This is a genomic window from Streptomyces sp. NPDC002403 (genome assembly GCF_053593015.1).
On sequence record NZ_JBSFBQ010000079.1, the window covers coordinates 21092 to 27295 of the forward strand.

7 protein-coding genes and 2 pseudogenes are annotated in these 6204 nt (G+C 65.7%); 4 read left to right on the plus strand and 5 right to left on the minus strand.

Annotated features, from left to right (window positions below; all coding sequences use genetic code 11):
* Window positions 1-42 precede the first annotated feature (42 nt).
* The 3 genes and pseudogenes from ACWCPY_RS39710 to ACWCPY_RS39720 form a co-directional block, all read right to left on the minus strand.
* Entirely contained in the window at window positions 43-729 is a 687-nt protein-coding gene (locus tag ACWCPY_RS39710; RefSeq protein ID WP_451273527.1) for a transposase, read from the minus strand.
* Window positions 730-907: 178 nt separating this feature from the next.
* Window positions 908-1225, minus strand: a pseudogene (locus ACWCPY_RS39715) (transposase domain-containing protein); the annotation flags it as partial.
* 154 nt (window positions 1226-1379) lie between these two features.
* A pseudogene (locus ACWCPY_RS39720) lies at window positions 1380-2125 on the minus strand (transposase).
* A 355-nt stretch (window positions 2126-2480) separates the two neighbouring features.
* Here ACWCPY_RS39720 and ACWCPY_RS39725 point away from each other — a divergent pair.
* Genes ACWCPY_RS39725 through ACWCPY_RS39735 form a run of 3 tightly spaced genes read left to right on the plus strand, consistent with a single transcriptional unit; the run spans window position 2481 to window position 3819 of the window.
* Window positions 2481-2672, plus strand: a complete 192-nt coding sequence (locus ACWCPY_RS39725; protein ID WP_451273529.1) for a hypothetical protein — start codon at window positions 2481-2483, stop codon at window positions 2670-2672.
* Window positions 2673-2691: 19 nt separating this feature from the next.
* Window positions 2692-2865 carry a hypothetical protein gene (locus ACWCPY_RS39730; RefSeq protein ID WP_451273531.1) on the plus strand — a complete coding sequence of 58 codons (174 nt, stop codon included), beginning with the start codon at window positions 2692-2694 and terminating at the stop codon, window positions 2863-2865.
* 12 nt (window positions 2866-2877) lie between these two features.
* Complete coding sequence (locus ACWCPY_RS39735; RefSeq protein ID WP_451273539.1) at window positions 2878-3819, plus strand: methyltransferase; 942 nt, start codon at window positions 2878-2880, stop codon at window positions 3817-3819.
* 302 nt (window positions 3820-4121) lie between these two features.
* On the opposite strand, the gene ACWCPY_RS39740 is transcribed toward ACWCPY_RS39735, so the two are convergent.
* Both ACWCPY_RS39740 and ACWCPY_RS39745 read right to left on the minus strand, forming a co-directional pair.
* On the minus strand, window positions 4122-4532 hold the full coding sequence (locus ACWCPY_RS39740; RefSeq protein ID WP_451273533.1) for a peptidase inhibitor family I36 protein: 411 nt from the start codon (window positions 4530-4532) through the stop codon (window positions 4122-4124).
* A gap of 201 nt (window positions 4533-4733) precedes the next feature.
* Complete coding sequence (locus ACWCPY_RS39745) at window positions 4734-5159, minus strand: helix-turn-helix domain-containing protein (RefSeq protein ID WP_451273535.1); 426 nt, start codon at window positions 5157-5159, stop codon at window positions 4734-4736.
* A 140-nt stretch (window positions 5160-5299) separates the two neighbouring features.
* Between ACWCPY_RS39745 and ACWCPY_RS39750 the strand changes: the two genes are divergently transcribed.
* A complete protein-coding gene (locus ACWCPY_RS39750) occupies window positions 5300-6115 on the plus strand; it encodes an SDR family NAD(P)-dependent oxidoreductase (RefSeq protein WP_451273537.1) in 816 nt (271 codons plus the stop codon).
* Window positions 6116-6204 lie beyond the last annotated feature (89 nt).

Genomic DNA, 6204 nt, shown 5'->3' on the forward strand with positions numbered 1-6204 from the left:
GGCGTCGGGGCGGGAGGAGGCGGGTCAGGATCCGGTGGCCGATCAGCCCGAGGCGAGTGGCTCAGCGGGGTCGGTGATGACGGCGGCGGCCTGGACGACCTGGTCACGGGCGGTCTGGAGCGCGACGGTGAAGCAGCAGCGGTCCGGATCGGTGCCCGGCAGCGACTCCGCGGCCTCGACCATCACGGTCCGCAGGGCCTGGTAGAGAGTGAGCAGGGCCCACATCTCCTGCTCGACGCCGGCCGGGTCGCCCGAACGCAGGACGCGCCCGTTCATGATCGTGTGGCGGAGGGCGTAGTACGCCGATTCGTGTTCCCACCGCTGGTGGTAGATACCTGCCAGCACGGCCGCCGGGTAGCGGCGGGCGTCGGTCAGGGTAGTGACGAGCCGGTAGGAGCCTGCAAAGACGGTCCCGTCCGCGCAGGTCACCGTGATGGTTGCGTCGATGACACGAACTTTCTCCGTACCGATCACCGAGAGGTACGAGCCGTCGCCGAGACGCGTCAGGACCGGGGTGCGGCGGTTGGCCCGGAGCCGGCCCAGCACCTGTGCGCCGGTCGCGTTCACTGCGGCGAGGAAGCTGTTGCCGCCGAAGCCCTTGTCCCACAGGACCAGCATGTCCGGCCGCAGCAGATGCAGTAGCCGTGAGGCGTAACCCGTCTCGCCACCGGCTGGCGGCCCGAACACCGCGCCGATGAGCGCCCTGGTCCCGGTCTCGACCAGCGTCATCAACTCGATGGTCGGATAGCCGTTGGTGAGACGTCCTCCCCAGCCAGAGCCGGTTCCGCTCGGAGTCGGCGACCTTGTGTGAACTGCACCCGTCGAACGACACCGTCCGGAACGGACCGAATCGCACCCCCGGTGTCGTCGGCCGGGCCAGCGGACCGGCCAGCACCTCGAACAGTGCCCGAACCGGTGCGACTCCAAGCCGACGGCGCAGATCACGCAGGGCCTTCGGTGTCGGACCAGCCACCGAAACCCCGTCCAGGCCCGCCGTCAGCTTGTCCCAGACCAGCCGGCATCCGACCTCGGGGAACAGGCACATCGCGAGCAGGAAGTACACCCCGACCCGCGACGGGAGATCACGCAGTCGCCGCTGCATCGACCGCGTCTCCTCCAGGACCGCGTCGACCAGCTCAAACGGCACGACGGCTGTCAGCTCGCCCAGATGCCCCGGCGCGAACCGGCCCGCCGCCACGGTGACCGTACGGGTGATAGCCGTCACGGCAGACGGCAGGACATCATGAAACGGCAACGGAGCTCCTCGTGAACAAGCTGTCCTGGACGACTGCCTGTACCAACGAGCGCCGTTGCTCCACTCCGAGAATCCCTCAACGGGCTTGCGTGACCAGCGAAAACGCTAACTACCCGGCCTTGGGTCAAGGCCCCTCACGGGATGTCCCACACATCCGGTCGGTCTCGGCCCAGTGCACCCGGGAAAAGGAGCTGGCCGGCCGGGATTCGCAGTCCCGCACGAGCCGCCGGTGCATTATCAAGATCCCGAGGTTTGCTCCACTCTCCACCGGATCGACTTCGGGACGAACCCGATATCCTGCGGGTTCCGCTCAACGATCTCGACGGCCATGCCCAGCGAGCGGCCGTGTTGCACGACCGAATGCTTGAAGCCCTGGTCGACCAGGGCCTTGACGGTGCTGGGAGCCCGTTCGGTGACGGTGTCCAGCAGAGCGATACCGACCTCGTTGTCATTCGCACTCGCCGCAGGCACCACCACCGCGATGACCAGGCCCAACACGTCCACGGCGATCCCGCGCTTGCGGCCCGGCACCCGTTTCGCAGCGTCCTTGCCGGTCGTCGCTGCGGGCACGTTCACCGCGGCGTGGACACTCTGAGTGTCCAGGACCACCTGGGACGGGTCCTCAATCGACCGGCCTGCTCCCGAACCGAGCAGCGCAACAACTCGTTGATGGTCTGATCGGTTCCGTCGTCCCGCCACTTCGCGAAGTAGTAGTACGTCGCGCGGGGCGGCAGATCGCGCGGCAGGTAGTCTCACTGACAGTCGGCCCTGGCAGAGGATCGCGTTCACAGTCTCCCGCGTCTCGTACCTGCCCTGATGCCCGCAGACTGAGGGATGCGCCGTCTTCCGCGCGGTGATTACCGGCTCCATCAACGCCTACCGCTTGTCGGACAAGTCGCCCAGGTACCGCTTGCGTCCACTCAACCCACTACCCAAGCAAACCCCGCACCGCCGACCGGCGGCAATCCTGCTGCCAGCACTCTCGGAACATGAGCGGGCATCCCTCACCACACACTGCGCACCCGGCCACGCCGCAGTGTTGATCTGTCCTCGGTCCTCGGAAGGCCTGCGTGACGGACTGCAGGTGGCTGGGCTCGCGGTCGGAGAGACGACGCCGAGTGTTGTCGTACGGGAACGGTTGGCCCGGCGCTACAGGCTGCTGATTGAAGATCTGGAGGTGGGCATCCTTCGCGCACCCGTCCCGCTGGGAGCGGGCGGCCCACCCGTGGGTATCGAGATCTTCACGTTGGCGGCGCCCGACGGTTCGCCCCTTGGTCACGTCGCGGCTCGCGAACGGGTGAACCGGCATGAGGCGCATCTGGCGTTGGATGTGGCTGCGCCCGACGACGTGGTGCTCGGCGGCCTGCGGGCGCTGTTGGCCGGGCTGGGGGATGCTGCCCGACGGCGGTTGATATAGCCCTCACGAGGACGTAAGCGTGTTCTATTTCCGCTCCCCGCAGAACGCGGCCGCCGCCCACGGCTATCAGCGCCTGGAGCTGCCAGCGCGAGGCCACTACCCTGTGGCGCTCACTGCCCATCTGTCCGCAGTGGCTGAGGAGTTGGCGGACGACCCGGCCAGGCGGCTGCTGGAGCTCATGACCGGCGCCTGAGCCACTCAAGCCATCGCGGTGGCGGCCGAACTGGGCCTCGCCGACCATCTGCCCCAGACCGGGTCTCCCGTGTCGCCGTTGCCGATCTCAGAGCTGGCGCAGCGCGTTGGCGTCCACTCCGGAAGCCTGGATAGATTCCTTCGTTACCTCGCAGCTCTCGGACACTTGACCGCGGTCGACGGTTCGTATGTGCTCACCCGCTCCACCTGCTGCTACGCCAGAACCTGGAGCACTCCCTCCGGCCACTGGCCCGACTCTACGGGGCCCTTCTATACGTCCTTCGACAGGCTGCTCCACGCCGTGCACACCGGCCAGGACGCATTCGAGCACCACTTCGGCGCGAATCACTTCTCCTACTTCGCGGAGCATCCGCTGTGGGGTGAGCAGTTCGATCGAGGCATGGCCGCCAGCGCCGCCATGTTCGGACCGGTTGCTGCTGTCGTCAACCGTCCAGGCGTCGAGACGGTGGTGGGCATCGCCGGCGGCAACGGTGAGTTACTGGCACAACTGCTCACAGAGGTGCCCCGGCTGCGCAGCGTCCTGCTGGAACGGGAGCACACGGCGGCGGCTCGAGCCAAGTTAGAGAAGGCCGGTCTGGCCGACCGATGCACTTTCGTCGTGGGTGACTTCACCGAGTCCGTACCCGACGGCGGAGACGCCTATCTGCTCTCGCGGGTGCTGCACGACTGGGACGAAGAACCGTGCCGCGACATCCTTCGCCGATGCGCCGTGGCCATGCCCGCTCACGCAGAGCTGCTCGTCGTGGAACGGCTGTTACCCGAGGACAGCAGCGCCTCCCTCGCGCCGGCCTGGGATGTGCACATGATGTGCAACGTCAGCGGCCGCGAGCGAACCGAGGCGGAATACCGGGGCCGCTCGCCGACGCTGGCTTCGAGCTTGCCCGTATCAGGCCATCCTGGCCCGCAACGTCGGTGGGCGACGGGCAGGCAATGACACACTGAGCGCCCAACGGAGTTCCCTTGTGGACAGTCGGATCTCGGTCGATCTTCTGTCCTGCCGGGAGCCCCGTTGTCGCGCCTTGCCCTTCGAGCGGGCGTCACCGAAAGTGACGAACCACGGAACACAATCAGAGGACAACCCCGCCTCAACTCGCCATCGGCAAGCCTCTGATCTGTACGTACTGGCCAACTCGCCGGCACTGCACCTCAGAAGGCACTTTCGCGTTATCTTGCGGAATCCGGCCTCACACCAGATGAAGGTGTGAGGCCAACGAGGTAAGGCAGCAGCTCCGATCGTCAGAATGTACTGAACTGGGAGCCAGGAACGGGGGTGCACTCACCAGGCCTGAATGACGAAATGCGGTCGTTGACGTAGGCACCCACGTTAGCCGAGCTGCCACCGGGCTTGATCTTCCCGAGACAGTACTCGAAATTCGAGTCACGGTAGAAGCTGATATAGCCACCCGTGCGATTCCACATCGAGGACGCCCGGTCGTTGAAGTCATGCAGGTTGGCCTGAGGCTCACTGGAGTACGCGTACAGGCCGTCGTAGTTGGTGTTCTGCCACATACAGAACTTATTTGCCGGGCAAACGGAATAGTCAGCCGAAGCGATGGGAGCAGTCACCACCCCGAAACCCAAGGCGGCGGCAAGGGCGAAGCCCGTCCCGAGCAGGCGTACTGTTCTCTGTCTCATGCTCATGCTCATGCGAGGTCCTTATCTGGTCGTCGCGCATATTTTGCTGGCTGTGCACTGCCTACTACGACCTCGTCGCAGGCACGGTTCACCTGAGGCGATGACGTCAGTGTGACCAGCGAGCAGGGATCAGTTGGTTCGGTGCCAGCGCCCCAGTGGCGCGACTCCGAGTGCTCGTCGAACGGCGGGTCAGATGCCCGTCTTTGGCGGTAACTACGTCGTCAGGCTCGGTCCTTGAGACGGTTTCCCGCAGTCTGACGACGAGCTCGGCGACGGGCACGACACGCTGCGGCAGGGCCGCGGACGCGCTCCATGACAATCTCCGGGTTGTCCCTGCCCGGGACCGTTCGGCGGCGAGGTCGTAACCCTGCTGCCAGCCATTGCTGCCCTGTTCGGCCAGCACCGGCCTGAGCCGAGTGACGCCCGAGGGCGGTCTGCGGGGGGCCGGTGCCGCATGGCCAGCGCGTCCCAACCGCCGGCCCCCCACTTCGCCCACCACGTGTCGACCGCCTTCAGTGATACTCCGAAGACCGCCACCACGTCCTCACGGTCCCACCCCGCCACCAACGCGGCCACCGCCCGCAGCCGCAGGGCCTCCTGCGCCGACGGCGACAGGTGCGTCCCCACCAGATCGCTCACACGCCACCAACGGCCCGGAACCCAAAGCGTTTCGGATCAATAGATGATCACGAGAAAGTCCCACGGCCTCCAGTCTGGACTCGCCGCGTCGAGTGTCCATACTCTCCTTCGGTGAGACCAGCGAAGCGGAGGATCAAGGAATGGCATACGACTTCACCGGCATGACTTTCGTCATCACCGGGGGAACCCGCGGTATCGGCGCGAGCACCGCGCGGATGGCTGCCGCATACGGTGCGAACGTCGTGATCTCTGGCACCGACCGAGACGCGGGAGAGAGGGTTGAGGCTGAGATCTCCGGCGACGGAGGCGCCGTCCTCTTTGTGGCCTGCGACGTAACGGATGCCGTCCAGGTGGATCGGCTGATGTCCGCCGCCGTCGACGCCTACGACGGAATCGATGTACTTTACAACAATGCTGGAGTGCACGAGAGTGCGCTTTCTTCCGCGCTCTCCATCGAAGAGATGGCGTTGGAGACCTGGGATCGTGTGCTCGCTGTCAATTTGCGCGGTCCATGGCTCTGTTCGAAGTTCGCGGTTCCTTATCTCAAGCTGAGCCGACGGAATCCGTCGATCATCAATACGGGTTCGACCGGCTCCGTCTCGGGCTATCCAGCCAGCCTGGCGTACGGGCCGAGCAAGGGGGGCCTGACACTCCTGACGAAGAACCTGGCCGTGGAGCTGGCGAAGTACGGCATCCGCGCCAACTGCCTCTGCCCAGCCTCCACGGAGACTGAGATGGTGACCAATTACCTGGCCGCGTCCGATAACCCGGAGGCTCTTCTGCGCACCATGTCAGCGACGCATCTGGTGCCCCGGATCGGACAGCCGGACGATATCGCCAACCTGGTCTGCTTTCTGGCCAGTGACAAAGCGTTGTTCGTCAACGGTGCCGATTGGCTGATCGACGGTGGATCCCTGGCCTGGCGCGGTACCGGCGAAGCGATCGGACTCTATTGATCCGAAACGCTTTGGGTTCAGGCTCGTTTACGGTGTGTGAGTGATCTGGTGGGGGATGCGCGGGCCTGGTCGCCGGACGCGCAGGAGGC